This is a genomic window from Nostoc sp. DedQUE08, assembly GCF_034530895.1.
In the GTDB taxonomy this organism is placed as follows: Bacteria; Cyanobacteriota; Cyanobacteriia; order Cyanobacteriales; family Nostocaceae; genus Nostoc.
Map to the genome: position 1 here is coordinate 91,749 of NZ_JAVRCD010000015.1, position 23,647 is coordinate 115,395.

The window sequence follows — 23,647 nt, forward strand, 5'->3', positions numbered from 1 at the left end:
AGACTTGAGAAAATTGGGGGATTGAAATCATAGATGTTATTACAGAATAAAAGCGGCTGTAATTATGAACACCCAAATAACACCCCAACTACCAATTCCCCCACATTTTAATCCTGAAGAAGTCGGCGAAGTCTGGCGCGTACCTTACCAAGAACGTGCCGCCGAAGCTGAAATCTGGGCAAAACAACACGATATCAAACCTGCATCTTTAGATAAAACTCGTATTTGCCTACTATTAATTGATGTCCAAAACACCTTCTGCATCCCTGGATTTGAACTATTTGTAGGTGGAAAATCTGGGAAAGGAGCGGTGGATGATAATGTCAGATTATGTGAGTTTATCTATCGCAACTTGGGAGTAATTACAAAAATTGTACCTACTCTAGATACCCACACAGCAACCCAAATCTTCCATCCGATCTTTTGGGTGAACGCTGCGGGACAACATCCCACCCCAGCCGCGACTAGCATTACACCAGCAGATATTGAACAAGGTATTTGGAAAGTCAATCCAGCAGTTGCTGACACTGTTACTAATGGCAATTATGAATTATTAGAAAAACATACTTACCATTATGTTAAGCAACTAAGTCAAGACGGTAAATATCCCCTCACAGTTTGGCCTTATCATTCTATGTTGGGTGGTATTGGTCATGCTTTAGTTCCATCGGTAGAAGAAGCGATATTTTTTCACGGTATTGCTCGTCAGAGTCAGACGCAATTTGAAATCAAAGGTGAGAATCCCTTAACAGAAAATTACTCTATTTTGCGTCCAGAGGTGTTGGAAGATTTTGAGCAACGTCCACTTGGTCAAAAAAACACGCAACTGATTCAGCAACTTTTAGAATTTGATACTGTTATTATTGGTGGTCAAGCTAAAAGTCATTGCGTCGCCTGGACAATTGACGATTTATTAACAGAAATTAAACAGGTAGATGCTGCCCTTGCTCAAAAAATCTATTTGCTAGAAGATTGCACTTCTCCTGTTGTTGTTCCTGGTGTTGTGGACTACACAGAACAGGCAGATGCAGCATTTAAAAGGTTTGCAGAAGCAGGAATGCACATCGTAAAATCTAGCGAAAATATAGCATCTTTTTTTTAACGCAAAGGATCGCAAAGGTTTCGCAGAGGAACACAGAGATTTCCTCTGCGTTTCAAAACTAACTTCATTTTTTCAAATAGCCCTTTGGATCTTCTGCTACCCAACCCAGAGATGAACTAGAGCGCACTTCAAAATGGAGATGCGGTTGACTGGAACTTGGTTTTCCACTAGTGCCTACTGTTCCCAGTGAGTCTCCTTTTTTCACTTGTTGACCGACAGTAACTTTGATACTGTCAAGCTGGGCGTAGCGGGTTTGGAGTCCGCCACTGTGGTTAATAATGACCAATTTGCCATAAGAACCTCGATCGCTGGCAAAGGCTACAGTTCCAGGTGCGATCGCTACCACATTACTACCAACTGGTGATAATAAGTCAACACCACTGTGGAAGAAAACTTCACCTGTCGCCGGATCTATTTGCCAGCCGTAAGCTAATCCTACAGTTGCTATTTGCGCTAAGGGATATCCCGACAAAGAAGCACGGTTTGGTGTACCTGCATCAGTAGGTAAAGGGGACTTAGTTACAACACCATTGGGCGACCAATTTACCCCCGGAACAAACACGATTCTGGGGTTTTGTTGGCAGCCATTCACCTCAAACAGGCTATCAGCGCGAACTTTGTATTGTGCTGCCACTTGTCGCCAAGTTTGACCGCGAGGCACTTCGACTACAATCCCATTGTAGGGAGGAATCTGAAGCACACTGCCAACAGCGGCAGCTGCACCATTCTGCAAAGCTGGATTCATGCCAATAATAGTTGTCGGAATGAGATTGTAGCGCTGCGCTATGCTCTCCAAAGTTTCGCCACGAACAACTTTATGGCGTTGGAAGCGAGATAGGGCTGGAGTTGAGCAACCACTTACAGCAGCGTTAGCACTGTTTGAGTATGGCAGTATGCTTACTAGGCCCAAGGCGCTTAAGCTACAGAGAAATAGTTGACGAAAGGGTAAAGTCATGTATAAAGGTCAATAGCGCATTAACTTTAGATTTTAGATGGGAAGAATGGGAATTGGGGAGCAGGGGAGCAGAGGAGCAGGGGAGACAAGGGGGACAAGGGGACAAGGGCGAATTATTGAAAATCTCTCCCAAGTCTCCCCTTCTTTCTTGTCTTTTTTGTCTCTTCTCCATGCCCAATGCCCAATTCCCAATGCCCAATCCCCAATGCCCAATCCCCAATGACAAATGCCCAATCCCTAATTTCTCGTAAATTGATCTGTCCACTTGCCGTTCGCTTGACTACACTTAGAAATTAGCAACTGCATTGCTGTTCTTGAGCAAAACAATTATGAAGTTATCCTTAAAGCAACTGGCGGTTTATGTGTTTTTACTGGTAATTGGCGGTGGTGCAGGTTTGTTTGGCAGTCGCTATCTCATTCCCCAAAATCGCTCGTTCCAACAGCTAAAAAATGTAACAATGGCTTCGCCTCCAGAATCCATAGTTCCGAATTCTCCTAACGGAGCTATTGGGGCTACTGGTGGCGATAACGTGAATTTTATTGCGACGGCAGTGCAAAAAGTTGGCCCGGCTGTAGTGCGAATTAATGCGACTCGCAAAGTAGCCAATCCTATCTCTGACGCTTTGAAAAATCCGATCTTGCGGCGATTCTTCGGAGAGGATGACCAACCAATTCCTCAAGAACGCATTGAGCGCGGTACAGGATCGGGATTTATTTTGAGCGATGATGGAGAATTACTCACCAACGCTCATGTAGTAGCAGATACAGATACAGTGCAAGTTACCCTCAAAGATGGTCGCAGTTTAGAGGGGAAAGTGGTAGGAGTTGATTCTGTGACAGATGTGGCGGTAGTGAAAATAAAAGCGAATGATTTGCCGACAGTAAAACTGGGCAATTCGCAAAACCTGATTCCAGGGCAATGGGCGATCGCTATTGGCAATCCTTTGGGTTTAGATAATACTGTCACTATCGGTATCATCAGCGCTACGGATCGCACTAGCACTCAAGTTGGTGTCCCCGATAAGCGAGTCAGCTTTATCCAAACTGATGCCGCTATTAACCCTGGTAATTCTGGTGGCCCCTTATTAAACGCTCAAGGCGAGGTGATTGGTATTAACACAGCCATCCGCGCTGATGCTCAAGGACTCGGTTTTGCCATCCCCATTGAAACCGCCGCCCGCATTGCTAATGAACTTTTTACTAAAGGGCGTGTAGAACATCCCTTCTTGGGTGTTGAAATGGCAGACCTGTCTCCCATCAGAAAACAGCAGATTAATCAAGAAAATCAACTGAATATTCAGCAGGATGCTGGAATTGTGATTAAAGGAGTCACAGATGATTCCCCAGCCAAGCGTGGAGGACTGCTTCCTGGAGACGTGATTCAAAAAATTAACGGGAAACCAGTCAAAACTTCAGCCCAAGTTCAGAGGCTGGTAGAGTCGAGCAAAGTTGGAGACATAATAGCGATCGAAGTCAACCGCAGTGGTAAAGTTCAAACCTTCAAAGTCCAATCAGGAGCTTATCCTGAAAAGAACTAGTCAAAATGATTCGTAATTTCTAGAGAGGGTCATTCCGAATTACGAATTAGTGATTATTTGGTCAATAGTCCCAGAATGTTTGACTAGCGACTATTAACTATTGGCCATTAGACAAATGCTCTAACTGCATTCTTTGTTCCATCTGGCGCAGAAAATACCCCGTCATCATGGCCGACGCTAGAAGTCCAGCTAAATTCTCCCGATCTGTTGTGATTTGCACGTTGAAATTTTCTGCCGGGAGCATTCCCACTAGCCCTTGGACATTTTGCGAGATGATTTGTTTAATTTCGGGGCTGGCGGACTGAGCAACCCTAGCTAAAACATCAGGAGACTGATGCTGTAGATATTTGAGTAACTGATTAGGGTATTCCTCAGAGTGGTCGGAAACAAGTTGATTAGGGTGTTCCTCGGAGTTGTCATTCAAAAAGTCAGGATTAAACACCATTGGCAGTTTTATTTAGCTTAATTGCTAACTCTACTCTAAACCATAGAACAAGAGTAGCGCATTCACCACGGGTATAAGTCAAGAGAAGGGGAGTGTGATTAGGGGAGAGATGACAGATGACAGGTTATAGGGAATAATTTGTACGCTGTAACCTGTACCCTATTCCCTTCTTTACTCCCCACTCGCCACTGCCTTTAGTTCTAGTTCTAGTTCTAGTTCTAGTTGTTCTTCCTTCTGATTTGTAGAAAGTATTTGTGGAAGTTGTTCGATTTGGAAATACTGATGGAATTTTGGGGTTACTTGGAGTGAGTAAGAGCGAGAATCGCTGTCTCGGCGTTTGCGGATGAAACCAAGTTCAACGAGTTCTGGGACGTGCTGATATACTCCTGAACCGCGTAGGTTAATCAAGTCGCTTTGGAGTATGGGACTATTAAGGGCGATCGCTGCCAAAGTTCGCAATGCACCTACACCCAATTCTACTGGTATCATCGTTTGCACTAAGTCATGAAAATCAGACCGGAGTTGCAAACTGTAACCATCTGGAGTTTCTACTACCTCTAGGGCACTATCTCGGTGGGCATAGTTGTCCATTAGTTCAATTATGCCTTCTTTGACAGTGGCGCGATCGCACGCGGCATACTCGGCGATTTCGCCGAGCGACAAGGGTTTACCCTTTAAATAGAGAATTGCTTCTATCTTCGTCGCTGTGGCTGTAATCATTTAGTCATTAGTCGTTTGTCATTGGTCATTAGTCATTGGTCATTAGTACATGACAACTAACAATCAACAAGTGTGTGGCATTATATCGTAAATTGTCAAAGTATTTTTTAAAATTGGGCATTGGGCATTGGGCAAAACAGTGTTGAGTAATGAGTAATGAGTGCTGAGTTAGGAGTTATTCTCCCCCTGCTCCTCTGCTCCCTTGCTCCCCCAGTCCCCAGTCCCTAATCCCCAGTCCCTCTATTTGTGAGAATAAATTCTGCGATCGCTAAATCTTGGGGAGTGGTCACTTTTAAATTTGTCTCTTCTCCCTCGATAATTCGGACTTCAATGCCGCACTTTTCAAATAAAGCAGCATCGTCAGTTACTTCCCAACCTTGACGGACTCCTTCAGCATGGCACTGTTTCAACAACTTGACATCAAATCCTTGGGGAGTTTGTGCTGCCCATAGTTGTCGTCTGTCGGGTGTTTCTTGAATTATGCCTTGTTCGTTGACAATTTTGATGGTGTCTTTGACGGGTACACCAGCAATTAAACCGGGACAGTGGCGAATGGCCTCGGCACAAGAGTTAAATAAATCTGATGTTACCAGGCATCTAGCACCATCGTGAATCAACACTTGTTCTGCGGCTATTGGCAGAGATTGCAAGCCATTGTAAACAGATTCTTGGCGAGTGGAGCCGCCTTGAATCAATTCTACTGGTTTAGTCAGCTTCAGATCGGCGAGAATTGCATTGAACTCTGGCCAATCGCTAGACTGAGAAATGATCCCGATCCAACTGATTGTACTGGCGGCTTCTGCGGCTAATAAAGTCCAAGCAATAATTGGTTGCGATCGCACTCTTAGCAGGAGTTTATTGCGGTTACTACCCATTCTTTTTCCGATTCCCGCAGCTGGAATTAGTAAATACACAGAATTCCTCAATCTTTAAGCTATATATTTTCCCCTAAAATAGGGAGCGAGTAAGCGTCAATAAATATTATGCGAGTAGTAGCCCTTGTACCTGGCGGAATTGGCGACCAAATTCTCTTCTTTCCGACTCTAGATGACCTGAAGCGCCATTACCCTGATGCTCAGATAGATGTCGTTGTTGAACCCCGGTCAAAGGCTGCCTACCGAGTGAGCAAGTCAGTTCACGAGGTGCTGAACTTTGATTTTAATGACCGTAACAGTCTGGCAGATTGGGGTAATTTAGTTGGGACAATTCGCGATCGCGAATACGATGTTGCCATTGCTGTTAAGCAAAATTGGTTGGTGGGTCTTTTACTCTGGTTGACGGGAATTCCTATACGCATTGGCTACCAAGGCAAAGGATCGGGTTTTCTTACCCATACTGTGCCGTTGAAATCATCCCAATATGTCGCAGCAGTTTATCACGACTTGCTGCAACCGTTGGAAATAAATAGCCCTGTCCCAGAGTTAGCAGTAAATGTACCAAAACCAGATATTGAATGGGCACAAAAGGAACAAAAACGTTTAGGGGTTCATGAAACAGGCTATATCTTGATTCATGGGGGTTCTGGCCAGTTATCCCAGGCTAAAGAACTGGATAAAATCTACCCTGTCGAGAATTGGCAACAAATTATTCAAGCCTTCCAACAAAAGCAGCCGGATTTACCTGTGGTGCTTATTAAGGGGCTTGATGATGAGCTGTTTGTGCGATCGCTTCTGGAGTCTTCTCCAGATATCAAGGTGACTGCCCCAGATGATATTGGTAAGTTAACTGCCATAATTGCTGGGGCAAATTTGATGTTATCTACTGATAGCGCGGCCCTACAACTGAGTGTTGCAGTTCAAACTTATACCATTGCCATCTTTGGGCCCAGCAATCCAGCTAAGTTGTTGCCGAAAAACGATAAATTCCTAGCTATTGAATCCCTTACGGGAAAAACGGCGGATATTTCACCAAACACAGTTTTAGAGAAAATTTGGGGTGGCTAAACCAGTAGTTTTCCCAAACTTAGATACCTAGAACAGACAGTAAGCCTCAAAACCTCTCTCCTGGAAAGAGAGAGGTGAATATATAATGCATACAAATGAAAAGCTCTATAATTTATCACTCAGCCGTTGCCAACTTGTGACAACGGCTTTCAGTTTTTATTTAGACAAATCGTATTCTAGTGCGTTATACCACAATAAAGTTGAGTTAAACCCAAAATCCTTAAAAATATACTATAGTTCAATACGATTCAATTAAGTTTCTGGTATTGATTTCGGCAAATAGAGGCGCGAAATTATACTTCGTGTCGGTCAATGCGCTAACGCTTCTCTACAGAAGATTTAGGGTTTAACTGAACGATATTGCAATATCAGAATAACCTCACACAGTTTACTAAAACAAAGAACATTTTCTCAAAACTCTTCCATCACCTATTAGCTATTTAAAATATTTCAAAAAAAGCATCATCTAATTCATAACCTAGAATTTGCGCCATAGACTTTAGGCGCGAGAGGCTGGGTATGTTTTGTTGTTTCAGCCAATCACCTAAAATAAAGATTTTGTGCATCAAAAATATCTCTAAGGCTTCAGGATTGTACTGAATACCTTCTTGAGAACTAAACTGGTGTGGTACAAGCATGGCGGCATAACGAGCAAATTCCCCAGCTTTCCAATCTAGTAAAAATGGCAACCAGGGATATTTGGCATCTAGACGCACAAACCACAGGCGCACCTCTGGAATTTCTGAGAGTTCCCGTGGGTCTCCAGGCTGGAGATCGTAATTGACATCAAAGCGTAGCTGCTGTTCGTGGGATACAACCCCATCTTGCAGCATTTTTTCAATCACCGTTGATGCAGGGGACAGATCCAGATTGTTAATGAAGTCATTATTGAGTGCGATCGCAATTGTCATTGATTTAGCAGCCACTTTCTTGATGCTCAACTGTAGGATCGAGAATATACAGTAGCAGCTTTCAGGGATTGACGCTACATTGACTTTTGATCGCACAATGTCTTTTTCATAAATAAATTAGTATTTACTGATACTTTTTGCTGATAATTTCGTCAACCCATACAAGGTTTAAACACAAGTCTGACCTCGATCAAATTTATTTGATACTTTTGCTTAATTTTCGGTGATTATAACAAATATACATTTAGTTACTAGCTTTGATATGAGCCACTGGCTATCGCTATTCACTTCACTGATTTTTACTAAAATTAAATGTTACTTTTATCATTGCTATAATTACTCGCATCTAATTAAATAATTACTACACGATTAATATGGTACGCCATTAGAATTAGCCTACTTGGGCAAGGCAATGGCTGCCCCAAGGTGGACATTTACAGCAATTTTAAGTTAAAGTTGTAATGAGTTTGTTTTAGATTAAGGTCTGACAAAGTAGCCGTCAACAAGCAAAAAAAATCATAATCGCCACCTGTCACTTTCACAGCATCAAAAGCCAAAACATAAGTACAGGTGAGACAGCGGTGTGCAATATCATTGCATATATTAAATAACCAATAAACATTTAGACGGGAAAATTCCCCCCAACAGTTAACAAGCTGTAATATGCAAAAACAAACAATTACTACAAAACCAATTCGTTCCTTAGAAGATGCACTTGAGCGCTGTCAAATCCTGGGTATGCGCGTCAGTCGTCAGCGTCGCTTTATTCTGGAATTACTTTGGCAAGCAAATGAACATCTTGCTGCAAGAGAGATTTACGATCGCTTGAACCAACAAGGCAAAGAGATCGGTCATACCTCTGTTTATCAAAATTTAGAAGCACTATCCAGTCAAGGCATTATTGAGTGTATTGAACGCTGTGATGGACGTTTGTACGGCAACATTAGTGACTCTCACAGTCACATAAACTGTGTGGATACAAATCAAATTCTTGATGTTCATGTGGAACTACCAGAAGATTTGATCCGCAAAATTGAAGAAGAAACAGGAGTGCGGATTACTGAGTACAGTATTAACTTTTTTGGCTACCGCAATCCGCAAGAGGTCTAGGGAGCAGGGAGCAGGGGAGCAGGGAGCAGGGGGGCAAGCAGGAATTATTGAAAATCTCTCCCTTGTTTCTTTTGTCTCTTCTTCATGCCCAATGCCCAATGCCCAATGCCCCATACCCTATTCTCCAATTGAATTCTTACCAAAAACTGTCTCATCATCGGCATCATCATCATCTAAATCTACTGATAAAATTGCGCCTTCACAGCTTTCAATTAGTCCGATCGCAGGGGTTTCGTTCCAATTAACGTTTGTGTTTGGCGTGATTTTCACAGTGTTTAAAAAGCGCTGCTGCGATGCCTGCGGCGGTAAACTACGCAAATGTTTCAGTTTTTGAAACAACTCTTTAGAGAACAAGGCTCCATTATCAGCAGCCAATTTTTTGTCAGTCGCAGCAAGGATAGCGTCAAATAAGCAGGCGTTGGTGAGATCGGCAGAATTAAGATTTGTCCCCATCAGGTTTGCCTGTTGCAGGTTTGCGCCTGTGAGATTTGCCTGTTGTAAATTCGCACCTGCAAGGTTTGCGTGTTGTAAGTTAGCACCTGCGAGGTTCGCCTGTTGCAAATTGGCTCCAGCCAAATTCACCCCTGTTAACTCCGCATTAGATAAATTTGTTTGCTCAAGATTTACCCCAGTTAACATCACTTGCAATAAAGAGGCTCCCGATAAATTCAGTCCAGCCAGAGACTTGATTCGGGTTGCGAAAGCACTTTTATGTAAAACCGTTGTCCTAGCAATTAGCACACTCAACACTTCTGGATTGAATTCTGTCAAATTGACTGGATTCCCACAAGGCCAAAATGGAACTTTTGTTTCTCGGTAGCAAGCACAAAGCAATAAAAATACATTCAGTCCCACCGCAGCATTCACCTGTTCAACATTCACAGGGTTTTGCAGTGCATGAAAATTAGTCAAAGCGTTGTGCGCTATCCCCTCATCTAACCAACGTCCTTGACAGTAAGCACGCCAGAAAGATAAAAGACGTTGAAATAAAACTTCAAACGAAAATTTGTGCTTTTGCTGGCGACGCAATCCGGCGATCGCTAGTTCTTCTATTTCTTGGCTAAGTATCCCGTAACCTAATAAATTATAAATATTCTGAGCTACGCTACTGGAATCAAGTACAAAAGTGTGCGTACCATAAGCCTCATCTTGGTACTGAGTCAGAAGTTTAAGTTGGGCAACAATAGCATCTGCACAAAGAGATTCTCCTAACTTAAGATGCGAAAACTCAATTAAACTACTTTTCGCTGCGCTTTCACCTGAGCTTTTTACATCCCAAATTTTAAAATAAAACGCTGGTAAAGTATTAAATTCACCAGTTAGATTAATTTGATGACGTTGCGAGTGTAAAATTTTGAGAGCGATCGCTTGCATCCGATCGAGTAAATCTTGGGGATGACGATTAGCGAGTAGATTAGCGATCGCTTCTGGAGTCCGATGAATATGAGCTGTACCCGAACGCAGTAACATCGTCTTGATCCCACCAATTAACGGATAACCCAACAACCATCGACTCAGACGATGATGAATTTCCCATAACAGAAAAGACTTTTGGGTATTAGCTGCTAACTGCAATAGTTCATCATCTAGCAATCCCTCGCGGTGCAAGAGGCCCAATAAATGCAGCATTAGGGGTTGACGGATAAGGGGAGATAATTCGCTTAACTTTGATTGGCTATTAAATAACCCTGCCTGTTTTAATAATGTAAATAAATTTTGAGCAATGGGTAATGATTGCACTTTTGCCCACTGTTGAAACCATTGCTTGAATTCGTCTACATCCAATGGCTGAATAATAATTCGCTTCAACAATAGCGGTAGTTCCGAGACGATTTCTGGTAAAGTCGTTGAGCGACTTGTCAACACAATTTTGTGGCGGTGCTGAGATTGAAGGTTTAGTAATTGCTGAATAAAAATTGCTTGTGCCCTGATACCCTGGACAGAATGGGGCAGTTCATCCAAACCATCCAGCAGCAACAGACAAGGGAGATTTTCTTGCTCTAACCAAGTTGAAAGATTAACACCAAAGGCAGAAGTTAGAGTTTCGATTAAAGTTTTACCGTATTTTACATCTCGCAACCTAATTACTATAGGCATCCAAGTAGGGTAAAATTCCTGTGCTACCTGTGCTGCCCAAAGTTGGCAAAAACTAGTTTTTCCATAACCTGGTTCTGACTCAATAACAGCGATCGTTTCTAAATCAGTTAACTGTTGCTGCGCCCATGTTTTTAAATCAACTGGTTTAACAGCTTTTTTATCTTGTTCAGAAATATTTTCTTCTATTGGTAAGCCTTTTTGTGGCACATAGATATCCTTAAGAGCAAAGGATTCCATCAGTAAAGGGATACTGAGGTTTTTAATCAAACTTGCACGGTAATGTTCTCGGTGCAAATCAATTTTTTCACTGACTGTAGAACCAACTTCTGGGGTAATGAAACTGGGAGATAATGAGATCCCCAAACGGAAAAATTTTTGCAGTTGGGCTAAAGGTGCAGCATTCTCAGTGACGACTACTAGTATGTCACCAGGAAGTGAGTTGACTAAACGCTGTGTTAGAAGTTTTGCTTCCGGTTCCTCTGCACCATTGGCAACTAACCAAGCGATAGTAGCATTATTTATTTGTTGCACTAGTAATGAATCTGCAACCGAAGACAGTGCTTGTTCAGCTTGAGTATCAGTCAATTTACCTGGGCTGAGAGTTTTTAGCAATCCTTGTAGTTGCGAATCTTGGAAAATGAGTTTACCCACATCTTCTTTAAGTATGTGTGCTTGTATGGGTATAATTGCTCGGTCTAACCACGGTTTTTGTAGGCTTGCTTCCTGCTCTAGAATTGCTTGCAAAGCTTGGAGATAGGCAATTTGAAACGCTAGCCATGTCCCTTCGTTACGTTTTAACGGTTTTTTTTGGCTGAGGCTACGCAACAGTTTTTCTGTCAACTGGGAAATGACACTAATTTCTTCCCAAACAATACTTAAGGGCAGTTCTAAAACCTCTACCAAGATACAGATATCAAAAGGCATCAGGCTTTTGAGTTCCATATCCTGAACAATACGGTAGGCAATACCTGCCAATTGCCCCTCAGAAAACTCTCTGATTTGATTGATTGCAATATGGCGTTCTGCCAACCAGTGCCGAATACTCAGGTTCATTTAATCACACAGTGAAAGCTGTTTATGGCAATTACGATCGATTTATCAGTTTGCGAAAACAGATGACAATGGGGAAGACAAAGTTTTATATCAAAGTTGTTTTCTGATTGGTAAAAAACAGTGCCGATCTAATTGAGTGGATTATGAGCGATCGCCCTTTAAAATTATTGTTAATCGACCAAGACCCGATTTTTCGTCTGGGATTACGGGTAGCTCTGGAAGCGATTCCTAACCTGGAAGCGATCGCAGTTGTAGAAACTGATACCATTGCCTTGCAGATTCTAGCAGAAATTGCCGAAAAAGACCCTAACCAGGTAAATTTGATAGTTTTAGAATTTGGCAATGGTCGCTCTACCACCAGTCAACAGCTAGGTTTACAATTCTGTCGGCAACTCAGAGCCTTATATCCCAACCTACCAATCCTGCTCCTCAGTTCTATTCAAGAACAAGGACTGCTATTAGCTGCGAAATCTCTTGGTATCAATGGCTACTGCTCCAAAGGTACACCACTTCCTGAGTTAATCGCCGCCATCCAAGAAGTTGCAGATGGTGGTTCTTATTGGTTCCAGGACACAGAAGCAGTAATAACTCCTAACTCCTGTACAGACGCGATTAATCGCGTCTCTACTCCCTACTCCTCACTCCCCTTCTTTAAACTGCGAAATAATTTACGTTTGTCAGGAATCGCTAACATTGATGCTACCCTAGCCGCAGTAACAGCACAATTACAAACTCCTGGACTGCCATTACTAGATCGAGCCACTCTAGCTGGACAGCGGCGAGAACTGTTAGCGGCTCGTTGGTTGCTAAATCGGTTGTTGGTTTCATCACAAGAAAGGCAAGAGGAACAGATTCCGCTTGCAGATGAGCCACCTTTAACTCCTTTATTAAGTGGTGACATTCAGAAAAGGCAAACTGTATTACCTTTACTGAGTCCGGGAACCCTACAATCTGCCTTGTTTACATCTTGTGTTGCTAAACTTCAATTTCCTTTACGAAATATCACAGATATACCTTTAGAAATTGATATCTTTCGTGAAGATAAAAAACGAGAATTACTTTATCTAATCCTACAAAAATTAGCTGAACAGTTGGATGAACTGCGTACTTCTCAAATAGAGATAAATCAATTATATGAACTACAAAATACTTTGCTATGTGATTTATGGCAAGCAGCAATTACAGATTTTTTTGGAAAATTCTCTCGGCTAAAAATAACTAATCAAAAAATAGAAATTGTTAATTTGTTGTTGCAAAATACAGAGATTGTGCAAAGAGATATTCTCAATCAAATTCCGCTGGTTTGTGAGTTTTATTCTTATCTTTTATTTCAAACAGAATTAAACATTGATAATACCTCCTATCCAGTAGTAAGTGCCGAAGCTAAGTCCCAAGCATTAATGATTTTAGAGAACCTATTGATTCAGGTCGCGAATGGAGTAGTGCAACCACTCTTAAATTATTTAGCAGATGTAGAAGAGATTAAGCAAAAATTTTATGGACGCCAATTGATTTCTACAAGAGAAATTGAACGATTTAGAAATGATCTGTCGTGGAAATATAGATTAAGAAATTATATCAATGAACCAAAAGCCATTTTTGAAAGTCGTTATGAGCTATTTGTAATTGCGTCTCGTGGCATTGCTAATACTTCAGTTTATGCCCCTCGAAATCAGGAGTTAGTAAAACTTTCTAATATTCCCTTAGTAGTGACATTGCTCCTAGAATTTAGTGATGCGATCGCACCGCGTTTAAAATCACTATTAGCAGTTTTCGGTAGCGGTATAGTTTTTATCCTTACCCAAATAGTTGGTCGGGGTTTAGGTTTAATCGGTCGTGGTATTCTTCAAGGTATTGGTAGCGTTTCGTCAGTAGAAAAGAACTTTAGACGAAATAGCGATCGATCTAAGTGAACCAGCAGGCAAAGATGAGAAGGAGGGGACAAGGGAAATAACTCAATGCCCAATGCCCAATGCCCAATACTTCGACTTCGCTCAGTACAAGTGCCCAATGACAAATGACAAATGACAAATGACAAATGATTTTATCGGACTAGCAATTTCTTATGTTTACGCTATCAGTCTGCTTGTGATTGGCGAGGGACTACGTAGGCTGTTTGGTGTAAAGCCGGATTTGACCCGCAAAGTAATCCATATTGGTGCAGGGATGTGGGCTTTCGGAGTTCTGCTACTGTTTAAGAATTGGGAAATCGGAATTATACCTTTTGCTACCTTTATCGGACTGAACTACTTGTTTTACCGCTACCGAATCATCGGCGCAATGGATACTCAGGATAGCTCACCTGGTACGGTTTATTTTGCTATCTCAGTGACACTACTGTTCGGGCTACTGTGGCGACCAGATGGGCCAGTAGATAGCGTTGCGATCGCCGTAGCTGGGATAATGGCAATGACCTGGGGTGACGCACTAGCAGCATTAATCGGTAAACGTTTTGGGCAGCATAAATACCAAGTGGGAAGTTCTGTGCGTTCCTGGGAAGGTTCAGCAGCAATGTTTGTAGCGAGTACAGTAGTGATTTTCTTGGTGCTGTTACTGCTACCTGGTTCTTTGCTAAGTCCCCTAGCAAAGCCTTTAAGTTTCGGATGGGCATTGTTGACGGCGGTGATAACTGCTACTTTTGCAACCTTAGCAGAGGCAGTCTCGCCCCACGGCACAGATAACCTCAGCGTACCTCTAACAGCGGCGGGAGTAGTTTGGATTTTCATGCAGGGTTTTTAAGGCACTTTTAATTACTTCGTTCCCAATCTACAACTAGAATTTCAGCCACTCATAATATAGATTCTCAATAAAAATAGCTATTTCAGTGCGATATCTGCGGCGGGCTGTGACGCTTGACGGCTCACTAACGCTGCGCTATCGGTATCGCACTATTAATTCGGCGATTTATACCCCTAATTTTTAGCACCTAACTTTGGAGTACTGCTACTTCATACTACAATACTACTATTTTGAAATTGGCAGTGTTCGTAAACACAAGATATCTGTGATCGAGAACACATATTTTTTGATTGAGACAACTATATGATCTTCCCCACATGGGCAATACAGCAAGAATACATCTTGTAGCCTGATTTCCATCTTGTTTCTCTTAACTCCAGCGATACACTGTTATGCTTCATTTTCTGATTTAGCAGAAATTGTCAAAGCATACCTGAAAGGATTTCCCACAATTGAAGAAGGCAGAAGCCTGTAAGTATCAATCAAAACTTTAGTTGTGGGTGATTGCCCATTACTAGAACAAAATTGTGTCGAGATATAACACAGACACAAAGCATCCTTGCTTCAATCTCATGCTTTTAAGGGTGGGATTAAAGCAGAAATGCCTTCATATCTCGTACCTTCTAGCTTCTGAATGCATTTTTCATCAAAAAACAACTCTAGCAACATAGGTACAATCAATATGAACTTTAAACAATTTGGTGTATTACTGTCTCTATCTACAATTCTTGGAATCAACGCGATCGCGAACAAAGCTTTGGCTGATGAGCCTAGTATTACTTTTGGAGATGCAATCGGGTCTGGTGGATGTAAGGTTGCCGATCAGCTTGTTGGAGAGGATGGTAGAACCTTATCGCTCATCTTGGATAACTTTAGTGCATTCAGTGGTGACCGTAAAAAGTGTATTTTACGCGTTCAAAGTTTTATTCCAAGTGGTTTCATCATCCAAAATGTACAAGTACTGTACCAAGGAACTACTGATATTAATAGCAAGAGTAAAGGTACCAGCTTAAGCAGAACTTATAGCTTTAGTGGTGGTGCTCTTGGTCAAGCCGTAGCTTCCCCTAAAACTAGCAAGTTTACATCTAGTAAGGCATTTGCAGAGCAAGATGAGATTACTGTTTTAGCTGCTACAGGTTTATGTAGTGGTGGTGGACAAGGATTATTAGGTATTAATCTGACTGCACAATCCTCAGCAGGAAGTTCTATTTTTGTTGATACAGCCGATCTCAATGCTGGAGATGTGATACTTTCTTTTGACCTAAAGCGTTGTTAATAGTTGCTTTTAGCGATTCTGGGGATAGATGGTGATACACGCACCAAATTCCAAATTTAGTGGTCTTCAATGAGTGGTGAGTCTAAATCCCCCACTCATTGAATCTACCGAATGTATTCTTCTTTAAAATTACAAATTTCTGTTCATGGAGACGAAGTTATGTTGAGATTGAGTAATGCACGTAATTTTTTCATATTAATGTGCTTGTTTTTTTTCTGTTATGATGCCAATTCATCTAGCACTGCTGCTCCAGTAAACGACCAGCCGCGATTTTCGGTTAACAGAGGATGTAATATAAGCTTCAATCCGCAAATAAATCAGTTTACGCTTCGCGCTCCTATAACTGTAAAGGCACAATCGTCAAGGGCTAGATGTATCATTAGAATTGATACCTCTAATACTCAAAAGCAATTTAGACTCGTGCCTTTAGCTGTAAAAGGTGTAGTCAAGAAAGCACCAGCACAAGTAGCTATCACATCGTTTTTACTTGGCGATAAACCAACTCCATATCAAATAAGATATGAAAGTACTATAAATTTTGATTTGACCAAGCAAATACTTCCAACTAACTATACAACTACAGGAAAAAGTGTTTTAGGCATTAATTTAGTATTAACAACAACCGGAGGAGAATTAGAGTTGACAGATTTCAAATTTACACTTCAACAAAAATAATAAGCTCAATTTTGAGGAATGCTCCCCAATTCTGATGAGGTTGGTCTGCGATCGAGGTGCTGTCAATATTAGCAAAGGCAGCGAGAACTGCAAAGTCAGTAATGATATAGGACTAATATCTGATTTTTGAACGATATTTTAGATAAAACCCTTAGAAAACGGGGTTTTCAGTTTCAAAATGTTTTCAGAAATTAAATTGGAGTCCTATATCAATACCTTGTTTAAGTTATTATAGTGACAACTCCGTACGTAAGTGCTAATTCCAATTGCGACGGACATGGAAGAAGCCTTCTAAAAACTCTTGCAAAGGAATGTTGGTATTTAACTTTTGCTTACTCCACTCTCTTGCAGTTTGTTCCAGAATTTCTGAGAAACTGGGATAGGCAGGAGATAAATTTGCTAGGTGTTTAACTTTAATTTTTTGTGATATTGCCAAGGCAATCAAATTAATTAATTCTCCAGCTTCTGCCCCCAATATCGAAGCCCCTAAAATTTCTCCATTGCGTAGCACAATTAATTTACACATACCAGTGGTTTCATCCCGAAGTTGGGCTGCTGCCACTGTTTTAAAATACTGTCGCAAAACTAAAACTTCATCTCGACGAAATTGGCGTTTTGCCTGTGCCTCTGTCAAACCCACTTGCGCCAGCATCGGCGCAGAAAATATCGCCCAAGGAATTGAGGAATAATTTACTCGTAATCTAGGGAAAAATAGTGCATTGTTCAGGGCAATTTTTGCTTCATAATTAGCGATATTGGCAAAGTCGTAACCACCAATTACATCACCACAAGCATAAATGCGGTGGTTAGTGGTTTGCAGTTTATCATTTACTACTAAGCTACGCCGATGCCATTTCACACCTACTGTTGCCAAATTTAGAAATTCAAGATTCGGCTGTTGGCCAGTCGCCACTAAAATTTCATCAGTTTCAATGGCCTTATCTCCTGCTTGAATCCACTTTTTATTTTCAATTACCCTCACCTGAGTTACTGGTTTTTCGGTGAGTACGCGCACACCTTCGACTTCTAGCTGCGCCTGAAGCAATGTAGCTATCTCAGGGTCTAGATATGGAAGAACATAAGGATGCTTGACTACCAGCGTCACACTGCAACCAAACCTTGCTAAAGTTTGAGCAATTTCAATGCTTTGGGGAATTCCACCGATAATTACCCAATTTTTGGGTAATGTCGTTCCCTGGAACGATTGCCAAATATTAGAAAGGGTTAGATAGCCAGTGGCTTGTAATCCTTCAATCTCTGGAATTTCTGGACGCGAACCACTGGCTAGCAAATAAGTACGGGCGCGTAGTAGGCGATTGTTAACGGCAAATGCCAATTGAGGTGAAGATTGAAACTGACCACTGCCAACGATCGCATCGACTCCCTGCGCAGCTAGAATGGCTGGGGAATACTGTTCTTGGAGATTTGAAGCGACGCATTGAGCATACAGCATCGCTTCTTGCCATGCCATAGATATTTGGCATTCTTGTGAGGTATCAGTGTGTGTGGCATGAATACCAAAACCAGCCGCATCCTTCAACTTCTGCGCTAGTTTACCAATTTCGGTAAGAGCATGGTGATGAGTAAACCCGTAGTCTACTTTGGGTTGTACCAGGGCAACTGTAGCATGTAGTTGGGTTGCAGCAAGTGCAGCATAGTATCCAGCAAGACTGCCACCAATAATTACAACATCGTAGTCAACGGTCACGTGAATTTAGATTAGAGTTAGGAGTTAAGAGTTAGGAGTTAAGAATTAGGAGTTAGGAGTTAAGAGTTAGGAATTAACAGTTAAGAATTAAAACCTTTTATAAGTTATAACTCCTAACTTATAACTTATAACTCCTAACTCTCTTTTAGCGCTGTTAGTAAGCGTTGGTTATCAGACTCTTGACGTACAGCAACCCGGAAAAAGCGATCGCCTAGTTCTTTAAAACTAAGGCAATCGCGGATTAAAATCTGGTGATACTTAAGTAATTGTTGCTGTAAATGGGAAGTAGATTCTTGGGACTCAACCAGTAAAAAGTTAGCAGCACTTGCTTGGGGTTGCAATCCTGGGATTTCAGCTAAACCCTGAAACAGTTGGTTTCGTGCAGGTGGTAGCCATGCCCAGGTTTGCTGCTGAAACTCCGTATCTTGGAGTGCCGCAATTGCCGCTGCTGCCGCTAGCGTGTTTACAGGCCAAGGGTCACGCCATAGCTGCCACTTAGCTAGGCAGTCGGGGTGTGCGATCGCATATCCCAATCGCAGTCCTGGGAGACTGTAAAATTTGGTCAGCGATCGCAACACTACTAAATTCGGATATTCCTGCACCACCGGAATCAGGCTTTGTTCCTCATTGGGCGGCACAAAATCCATAAATGCTTCATCCACCACAACCAAAGCAAATTGCTCCAGGTAGGGCAAAATAGACTCCCGTGAAAATAGTTTTCCGGTTGGGTTGTGCGGATTATTCAGCAATAGTCCTTTGTCCTTCGTCCTACCCTGCGGGAAGCCGCTGGGGCGTCTATGTCCTTTGTCAATGACCAATGACAAAGGACACTCCAGCACATTAGCGTTGTACGCTGCCAAGGTTCGGTAGTAATCGCCAAAGGCTGGAGTAATCAAAATTGTTGCGGCTAATTGAGCTAATTCCCTACCGATTAGAGTGAGTAATTCTGCGGAGCCGTTACCCGGCAGAATCCACTCTGACGGCAATTGATGGAAGTGACTGAGAGCTAGTCTCAGTTCACTATAGTTTGAGTCTGGATAGTGCTTAAGATTACCAATTTGGGACTTAATAGCAGCGATCGCGCTGTTTGGAGGCCCCAACGGGCTGATGCTAGCAGAAAAATCCAGAATAGCATCAGGGGGACAGCCAGCCAGTGCTGCTGCCCAGGCTAAATTTCCCCCGTGTGCAGGTTGCCGCATTAAAAAAGGGTTCCCGAAGACAGAACCTATGCTTTTGGGGGTGCTACCTTTTCTCTAAACAGTTTTCCTGCGGAGAAGGCAGGAACCCTCGTCGCTGGAATTTCCATTTTTTCATTTGTTTTCGGGTTGCGACCTTCACGAGCTTTACGTTCCCGTGATTCAAATGAGCCAAATCCCACCAATGTCACCTTATCACCAGAGGAAACCGCTTCAATAATCGTTTCTAGAGCAGCAGTTAAGACTGCATCCGCTTGTTTCTTGGTAACACTAGCCTTTTCAGCTACGGCATCAACTAATTCACCTTTGTTCATGTCAAACTCCTGAAGGTTTACTTGAGATTTCAGTACGGATACACATTAATACATCCGTACTGAAATCTGTGTTTGCGGAAATACAAAAATCATCCTTTGGGAGTATTTTTTCTCAAAACGGCTGTACATCCCATCGGCTCGACTTTTCAATGAATCATTCTAAGGTGTAGTAGCCTGATGTGGATAGATGAAACCATTAATTTATATAGATTTCAGGATTTTTTGTAATTTTAGGGTACTTGTTTCACTAAAAACCACCCCAAAAGTAGGAAAAAATACTTAGTAAATCCCGCAATTGCAAAGAAAACAGGGGAGTAGGAGGTGGAAGATGGTCAATGTTTGTTGGCATTGATTAACGATGTTGAAGAGTTATTGCTGAGATTAACCAATTTTTATGGAAATTGAAGGCTCAGATTCCCAATTTCTCTAAAAAGTCGCAGATTTTGCTCACTTTTTATCTGATGTGGAAAATCCAATGCGAAATTTAACCCCATAGCAAGCTTCTTTAGTAGCGAAGAGGGAAAAATTAAAACTTCTCCCCTAGAAGGCTATCCATTAGTTACATGTTTCTTAACATTTATGGGGCGATGCCTACGGCGGTAAACTACGCTGCAAAAACTTTTTCTGGTGCATCCGTTACGCGTAGCTTACCGTAGGGGTACAACGAACGTAGGCACTGAACAAACCTATTCCTTAGCAGAAATTTTCTGTTGCACCCAAGCCCGAAAAGCACGGGTAGTATCAATTTCCCCATTCTTCTTAGCTTCTTGGATAAACCGAGGAATCTCCTTGACCGACACAGGTGCAAAAGTAGGGCTGGTTTCGACTTCTGAGTATTGCCCATCTGCAAGCGTGTAGACTCGCAACACACTGCCGTTATAGCGCCAAAATTCAGGGACTTCCATCGCAGCATAAAGCCTCAGCTTGTCTATTGCAGACCTAGAATATTCCACTTCCAGCACTAGGTCAGGGGGCGGGTCGATAGCTATGTCAATATTTTCTTTATCTCGAACTAGCGCTTCATTTTGGATGTAATAGCTACTATCTGGTTCGGCTCCCCGCTGCAAATCATCCCGCATTAAAGTTAATGAACCAGCGCGTCTAATTTCCCAGCCCAACTCCTCGCACAACACGCCAACAAAAACCTCTATTAAGCGATTTGAGTTCTCATGCGGCATTTGTGGGGTCATAATTTCTACGGTTCTATTGTCATAAGCCAGTCGGGAGTTACGATCCGAACCCATTTCAGCCAACATGGTTTTAAATGTCTGCCAGCTGATATTTTGAAGTAAAACCCTATTTTCTGCGGATGTTGTTATTGCCACCATAGTTCATTTCTTTGCAACAAAACTTTTTCCAGTACCGTATCCCTACGAACCTATTACCAAATTCGTTATATTATATTGAGTACAAAATCAGGTAAAACATTTTCCCCGGAAATAGTTTGAGGACATTTTAAAACTTCCTCTTGTTTGTCTTGTGAAGAGAACGCCATTTTGTTAATAACTCTTGTTCTGGACTCATTAGTATTCACCCACTAGTATTACTACTTTTATTGTGATTGAGTATTCTTATTCTAAAATGACATTTAAAATCCTATTTATGAATAAGAAGATCCCCGACTTCTTAAAGAAGTCGGGGATCTGAGTTTTTGTCAGAGATAACTTACCTGCTCCTTATCTACCAGGAACCTTCAACCCACGACGCTCAAGGATTTGCCGCACCTCTGGGCTAGGGGCGTAGTTATAGCCGTAAGAGGAGTTCTCAGAGTCATCCATAATCTGAGGTGTAAGCAACACAATCACCTCTTGACGCTGGTTTTGTCGGTTTGTACTTCTAAATAACGAACCAATCAGCGGAAGATCGCCTAAGATAGGAATTTTGGAGACAGCTGTCCGATCTTGGTCTTGAATAATACCACTTAGGATTAGTGTCTGACCATCTCGTAAGCGAATTAAGCCAGAAGTAAGAGAGCGCTCAGACACTAAAATAATTTGTCCATTTCCTGTATTTTCTGAGGCGGAAGGAGCGCTGACAGTAGGAGCAACCGATAAAGAAACGAACCCATTATCGTCAATCCGCTCAATTTTGACACTCAAGGTTAAGCCAACTTTTTGTTTCTCAATTGTTCTTTCTGTTCTAGAACCACCAGAAGTATCCGTTGTTTCCAGGGTTATATTTCCCACTACTTCTTGAGTCAGATTCACCAGAGCCTGCTGACCTTCTTGCACAATTAAGGTTGGGTCGGTCAAAATCTTGGCATTGCCATTTGTCACTTGAGCCTGCAAGCTAGCGAGAAGACTTTTAGTAAATGTTATTGGCTTTGCAACAGTGCTAAAGACATCATTCACGATCGGTGTACTAGTCAAGCTAGTTCTTACTTCATCACTAGTAGCTGGTCTTTTACCTCCAAAATTCAGAGAGGCGATACCACCATCATTGCTAAAGTAGTTGTTACCAACCCCAAAAGAAAAGCTAGTGTTGTAGTCTTGAATGTTCGAGAGGTTGACATCAATAATCTTGACGTTGACTACCACTTGACGACGGCGGATATCAAGCTGAGTTAGTTGAGCCATCGCAATCTCAATTAGTCTAGGAGGACCAATTAAGGTTAGGGAATTGGTGCGCTCGTCTCCTAATGCCTGTAAACCTCTTAGTAATGGGCTAGAGTCTTTAAAATCAGCGCGTTGAGTTTCCAGTTTGGTTTCCGTGGTCGTCTGAGTTTGAGTGATGGGAGCAGCCGTATTACCCACGGCTACTGCACTAACACTGGTAACTTGTCGTTCGCGGCTGACGGCACTTTCTGCTCCTAAGCCAACCAAAAAATTTAGTGCGGTTCCCACCGTTACCTGATTGAGTCGCACACTACGCATAACCATGTCACGCGTTGCATTAGGTAATTTAGCTCCGACAAAAACTGTACGACCACTACGGTTAGCTTCTAAACCACTCAAGCGCAAAACGTAGTTAAATACATCTTGCACTGGCTCATTTTCTATGTCTAAAGAAATAGTTTGAGAAACTGCTGGTGCATTAGCACCGCCACCTGGCTGACCTCCACCACCTTGCTCACCTCCGACGTAAGCCAGGTTCAAACCAGCAGCACGAGCAAGCAATGATAAAACCTCACGTACTGGGGCATCTCGCAGTACTAGACGAGGTACACGTTCCTGAGTTGCTAAGTCAACGGTACTAGGAGAAGCATCAGTAGCAGAAATAGCAATATCTCCCACTGGTGGGGCGACGGCTCGAGGTAAGAACGGTGGAGCCTGACTCACAGGTTGACCTGGCCCAGCAGCTTGTGCAGGTTGTCCGTCAATGGTGACTTCCGGGTTAGGAACGAGAACACCTGGATTTTGACCAGGTTGGGCTGGAGTTGTAACAGGTGGTGCTGTGGATGTTGGGGTTGTTGGGGCTGTTGGCGTTGGCACTGATGCTGTAGAGCCTGTTGAAGGGCTAAAGCTGAGTGTAATTCCATTTGGCGATCGCATCACGGGTTGACTGCCAGGTGCATTGTTGCTCCCAGTTACCGTCACCCGAATACTATTAGCATCAAGCTGACTAACCTCAACAGAGGCAATTCCTGGTGCTGGGTTATCTTGACGAAAGCTATTACCTTGTGGTAATCGTAATTGAGTGTTGATAACATCAGCGACTAAAGCCTTGCCTCTTTTTGTAGTGAAAACTTGGGGGCGCGATCCGGAAGAAGTTTTCAAAGCGACGTTAATTCCACCATTAACTGGATTTAACTGGACATCAGTAACTTGACTAATTTGTGCCCAAACTGGTTGAGCTGCCAAAAATACAAAAGCAGCAGTAGCTAAAATAAAACTATTACCGTGAAGCTGTTTCACAGTTCATTCCT

Annotated in this window: 19 protein-coding genes; 8 read left to right on the top strand and 11 right to left on the bottom strand. The window is 42.3% G+C overall.

Going from position 1 to position 23,647, the window contains the following annotated elements:
* The first annotated feature begins 64 nt into the window (after window positions 1-64).
* A complete protein-coding gene (locus RMY64_RS12770; RefSeq protein WP_322671766.1) occupies window positions 65-1,102 on the top strand; it encodes an isochorismatase in 1,038 nt (345 codons plus the stop codon).
* Between the two features lie 64 nt (window positions 1,103-1,166).
* Here RMY64_RS12770 and RMY64_RS12775 read toward each other — a convergent pair whose 3' ends face one another.
* Window positions 1,167-2,057, bottom strand: a complete 891-nt coding sequence (locus RMY64_RS12775) for a M23 family metallopeptidase (RefSeq protein WP_322671765.1) — start codon at window positions 2,055-2,057, stop codon at window positions 1,167-1,169.
* Between the two features lie 329 nt (window positions 2,058-2,386).
* On the opposite strand from RMY64_RS12775, the gene RMY64_RS12780 reads away from it, so the two are divergent.
* Window positions 2,387-3,595, top strand: a complete 1,209-nt coding sequence (locus RMY64_RS12780; protein ID WP_322671764.1) for an HhoA/HhoB/HtrA family serine endopeptidase — start codon at window positions 2,387-2,389, stop codon at window positions 3,593-3,595.
* 97 nt (window positions 3,596-3,692) lie between these two features.
* Here the strand turns inward: RMY64_RS12780 and RMY64_RS12785 are convergent, their stop codons facing one another.
* The 3 genes from RMY64_RS12785 to ispD form a co-directional block, all read right to left on the bottom strand.
* Window positions 3,693-4,040, bottom strand: coding sequence for a DUF760 domain-containing protein (locus RMY64_RS12785; protein ID WP_322671763.1), 348 nt, complete (start codon window positions 4,038-4,040; stop codon window positions 3,693-3,695).
* 171 nt (window positions 4,041-4,211) lie between these two features.
* Window positions 4,212-4,760 carry an SMC-Scp complex subunit ScpB gene (scpB, locus tag RMY64_RS12790; RefSeq protein WP_322686334.1) on the bottom strand — a complete coding sequence of 183 codons (549 nt, stop codon included), beginning with the start codon at window positions 4,758-4,760 and terminating at the stop codon, window positions 4,212-4,214.
* A 224-nt stretch (window positions 4,761-4,984) separates the two neighbouring features.
* Window positions 4,985-5,674 carry a 2-C-methyl-D-erythritol 4-phosphate cytidylyltransferase gene (ispD, locus tag RMY64_RS12795; protein ID WP_322686333.1) on the bottom strand — a complete coding sequence of 230 codons (690 nt, stop codon included), beginning with the start codon at window positions 5,672-5,674 and terminating at the stop codon, window positions 4,985-4,987.
* A 69-nt stretch (window positions 5,675-5,743) separates the two neighbouring features.
* On the opposite strand from ispD, the gene RMY64_RS12800 reads away from it, so the two are divergent.
* The gene (locus RMY64_RS12800; protein ID WP_322671760.1) at window positions 5,744-6,703 is read left to right on the top strand and encodes a glycosyltransferase family 9 protein; all 960 of its coding nucleotides are present in this window, start codon (window positions 5,744-5,746) and stop codon (window positions 6,701-6,703) included.
* 440 nt (window positions 6,704-7,143) lie between these two features.
* On the opposite strand, the gene RMY64_RS12805 is transcribed toward RMY64_RS12800, so the two are convergent.
* Complete coding sequence (locus RMY64_RS12805) at window positions 7,144-7,614, bottom strand: CRR6 family NdhI maturation factor (protein ID WP_322686381.1); 471 nt, start codon at window positions 7,612-7,614, stop codon at window positions 7,144-7,146.
* Between the two features lie 663 nt (window positions 7,615-8,277).
* Here RMY64_RS12805 and RMY64_RS12810 point away from each other — a divergent pair.
* Window positions 8,278-8,724 carry a Fur family transcriptional regulator gene (locus RMY64_RS12810; protein ID WP_322700217.1) on the top strand — a complete coding sequence of 149 codons (447 nt, stop codon included), beginning with the start codon at window positions 8,278-8,280 and terminating at the stop codon, window positions 8,722-8,724.
* Window positions 8,725-8,841: 117 nt separating this feature from the next.
* On the opposite strand, the gene RMY64_RS12815 is transcribed toward RMY64_RS12810, so the two are convergent.
* Entirely contained in the window at window positions 8,842-11,874 is a 3,033-nt protein-coding gene (locus RMY64_RS12815) for a pentapeptide repeat-containing protein (protein ID WP_322700218.1), read from the bottom strand.
* Between the two features lie 143 nt (window positions 11,875-12,017).
* Here RMY64_RS12815 and RMY64_RS12820 point away from each other — a divergent pair, with 143 nt between their 5' ends.
* The 4 genes from RMY64_RS12820 to RMY64_RS12835 all read left to right on the top strand — a co-directional run bounded on the left by RMY64_RS12820 (window position 12,018) and on the right by RMY64_RS12835 (window position 16,564).
* Window positions 12,018-13,787, top strand: a complete 1,770-nt coding sequence (locus RMY64_RS12820; RefSeq protein WP_322700229.1) for a DUF3685 domain-containing protein — start codon at window positions 12,018-12,020, stop codon at window positions 13,785-13,787.
* A 118-nt stretch (window positions 13,788-13,905) separates the two neighbouring features.
* A complete protein-coding gene (locus RMY64_RS12825) occupies window positions 13,906-14,613 on the top strand; it encodes a phosphatidate cytidylyltransferase (protein ID WP_322700219.1) in 708 nt (235 codons plus the stop codon).
* Window positions 14,614-15,295: 682 nt separating this feature from the next.
* Window positions 15,296-15,889: a DUF4360 domain-containing protein gene (locus tag RMY64_RS12830; RefSeq protein WP_322671756.1), complete on the top strand. Its 594-nt coding sequence runs from the start codon at window positions 15,296-15,298 to the stop codon at window positions 15,887-15,889.
* 111 nt (window positions 15,890-16,000) lie between these two features.
* Window positions 16,001-16,564, top strand: a complete 564-nt coding sequence (locus RMY64_RS12835; RefSeq protein ID WP_322671755.1) for a hypothetical protein — start codon at window positions 16,001-16,003, stop codon at window positions 16,562-16,564.
* A 256-nt stretch (window positions 16,565-16,820) separates the two neighbouring features.
* Here the strand turns inward: RMY64_RS12835 and RMY64_RS12840 are convergent, their stop codons facing one another.
* The 5 genes from RMY64_RS12840 to RMY64_RS12860 all read right to left on the bottom strand — a co-directional run bounded on the left by RMY64_RS12840 (window position 16,821) and on the right by RMY64_RS12860 (window position 23,636).
* The gene (locus RMY64_RS12840; RefSeq protein ID WP_322671754.1) at window positions 16,821-18,272 is read right to left on the bottom strand and encodes an NAD(P)/FAD-dependent oxidoreductase; all 1,452 of its coding nucleotides are present in this window, start codon (window positions 18,270-18,272) and stop codon (window positions 16,821-16,823) included.
* Between the two features lie 134 nt (window positions 18,273-18,406).
* Window positions 18,407-19,471, bottom strand: a complete 1,065-nt coding sequence (gene cobD, locus RMY64_RS12845) for a threonine-phosphate decarboxylase CobD (RefSeq protein ID WP_322686328.1) — start codon at window positions 19,469-19,471, stop codon at window positions 18,407-18,409.
* Between the two features lie 26 nt (window positions 19,472-19,497).
* A complete protein-coding gene (locus tag RMY64_RS12850; RefSeq protein WP_010998076.1) occupies window positions 19,498-19,782 on the bottom strand; it encodes an HU family DNA-binding protein in 285 nt (94 codons plus the stop codon).
* Between the two features lie 686 nt (window positions 19,783-20,468).
* Window positions 20,469-21,110: a Uma2 family endonuclease gene (locus RMY64_RS12855; RefSeq protein WP_322686327.1), complete on the bottom strand. Its 642-nt coding sequence runs from the start codon at window positions 21,108-21,110 to the stop codon at window positions 20,469-20,471.
* A gap of 348 nt (window positions 21,111-21,458) precedes the next feature.
* On the bottom strand, window positions 21,459-23,636 hold the full coding sequence (locus RMY64_RS12860) for an AMIN domain-containing protein (RefSeq protein ID WP_322700220.1): 2,178 nt from the start codon (window positions 23,634-23,636) through the stop codon (window positions 21,459-21,461).
* Window positions 23,637-23,647 lie beyond the last annotated feature (11 nt).